The 2,102-nt window shown below is 31.1% G+C and carries 2 protein-coding genes and 1 pseudogene; 2 read left to right on the top strand and 1 reads right to left on the bottom strand.

Annotated elements, in window-relative coordinates; all coding sequences use genetic code 11:
• Positions 1-432: pseudogene (locus V7024_RS14180) on the top strand (cell wall-binding protein); the annotation flags it as partial.
• A gap of 245 nt (positions 433-677) precedes the next feature.
• Positions 678-1,052, top strand: coding sequence for a hypothetical protein (locus V7024_RS14185; RefSeq protein ID WP_335521073.1), 375 nt, complete (start codon positions 678-680; stop codon positions 1,050-1,052).
• Positions 1,053-1,280: 228 nt separating this feature from the next.
• Here the strand turns inward: V7024_RS14185 and V7024_RS14190 are convergent, their stop codons facing one another.
• Complete coding sequence (locus tag V7024_RS14190; protein ID WP_335521075.1) at positions 1,281-1,583, bottom strand: helix-turn-helix domain-containing protein; 303 nt, start codon at positions 1,581-1,583, stop codon at positions 1,281-1,283.
• Positions 1,584-2,102 lie beyond the last annotated feature (519 nt).

The following is a 2,102-nucleotide window of genomic DNA, read 5'->3' on the forward strand; positions in this document are numbered from 1 at the left end:
GCTACTTATACTGGTTGGAAAACAATTGATGGTAAAAAATATTATTTCAAAGATGGTGCAAACTATACTTTCGATGGACATCAAGAAATTGATGGAAAAAGATATTATTTTAATCATGACGGAGAAGCTAAGATAACAGGATTTGATAAAGTGAATGGTAAAATCTACTATTATGACGATAAAGGCGTAATGCAAACAGGCTGGAGAGAAATCAATGGTAAGTGGTATTACTTCCAGGATTCTGGAGAAGCTAAGATAGGCAAGTTCCAAGTTTGGGGATACTTCTTCCCTTATTATGGATACTTCCAGTACTATGCTAAAGACGATGGTTCAATTTATCAAAATGAAACTGTTAGACTTGATACACAATATGGGTCTAGGGACGTTGTTTTTGATCATAATGGACATTATAAAGTGAAATGGAATAGTTAGGATAATACCCAAAATATGAGGTAAAGCAAGAAATCATAAGACTGCAAAACATTTCTTTTTGAAAGTTTTGCAGTCTGTTTATATTACTGCACTCTGTAATGTACAAATACAAATTGAAAACCAAGGGAGAAAGTGAGAGCAGATTACTCTTGTTCTGCATAGTAAGGATTTATATGTTAAAAATGACATATAAATCGATTAACAATAAATTGGTGTAAAATACACCTTGATGGAGGGTTGCCATTATGAATCAAACAAACTTGCATATAAAATTATCTCTCATACAATTATTTCTGTTAGTACTGAACTTATTTATATTTTCTTCAGCTATGCCATTTTTACCTTGGTTTACCGAAAGTGCTTTTGGCTGGTTAGGGATCTTGGCTACCACTCCTTTATTGTTAATCATCGGTAGAATCATGCCCCAACTAAAAAAAAGCGAAAAATATTGTATAACAAGAACAAGACAAGTTGTTCCTTTTATTGCATCTATTGTTTCACTATGCATCATGTTATTACCTACCACTGAATTATCGATTGTAATAGCTCTTACAGTGAATGGTTTAATGGTGATCATCACAATTGTATTTTTGTTGCAAGATTTCTATAGATTGAATTAAAAATATAAGTTCATAAGGTTTATTTTAAACATCTTGTTGTTAAAATATTTGTTTTACTTGTCATTTTAGGAATTGTAGCCCTTATAACTAAATAACTTTCAAATAAGAGGAGCTAAGATGTAATTTAGCTCCTTTCGTTTTGATAAAATCTTTAAGCAAGAATGCAAATTTTTTAGAAATAGATATATTCTATAAAAGCATGGATGGTACTCGTTATCAATAAATTGCCTAATAACCATTTCGTTTTAATATGCGATAAATAGTAGTTCTGTCAACATTTAAAAAATCAGCAATCTCCTGTTTCGTTTTTCCCTGATCAAGTAACTCGAGTATCAAATCAGTTTTAGACTTATTGATTTTAGGAGTTCTCCACAGTTTCCCGCCATTTTCTACATACTTCATACGACCAGCCTGTGTTCGCTCCAATATATATATATAAATCCATTTTAATTTTTCGACATATAAATCGTTGCTATGTAGCAATACAACATGATCTGCACATGCTTGCTCCCTTTGTTTTAAACCTCGCATGTGGCAGGAAAAGGACCTAACCGCTTCTATGCACAGCCAGATGCTCTCGCCCTCCCCTAAAAGAAAGGAGGTTTTATGTCGTTTTTTTAACTTGCATATATATAGTTTCGCTCAATATCAGATTATGAATCTTTTTAAATCAAAAATATTGCAAGCCAATGAAATGAATGATGTACAGTTTGAATCTTTTTATAATAGTAGAGTTTAATCATTTACGATAAGGGGGTTACATCATCTTAAAATTAAAGTATGTAGTGTTCTCAAAATGAAGAAAACGAGCTGCATTCCTATAAATAACTGTAGAGAAGCAGAAGTATTGTTTGGCAGCAGCCTCTTTATTTGTTAATTAAGGAGACAAAATTTGTTTACGATATTGAAAAGATTTATTAAAAACCGTACTTTGAAAAGGGTATTGATTATAACGGTTATATATATTAATATATTAATGTAATCACCCTAATTAATGGGATTTAAAAGAAATAATTGTAAATATTCTTCAGAAATATTCATTCCTTTAAA

The sequence above is a fragment of the Bacillus sp. JJ864 genome, from assembly GCF_036963045.1.
Taxonomy (GTDB): Bacteria; Bacillota; Bacilli; order Bacillales; family Bacillaceae_G; genus Bacillus_A; species Bacillus_A pseudomycoides_C.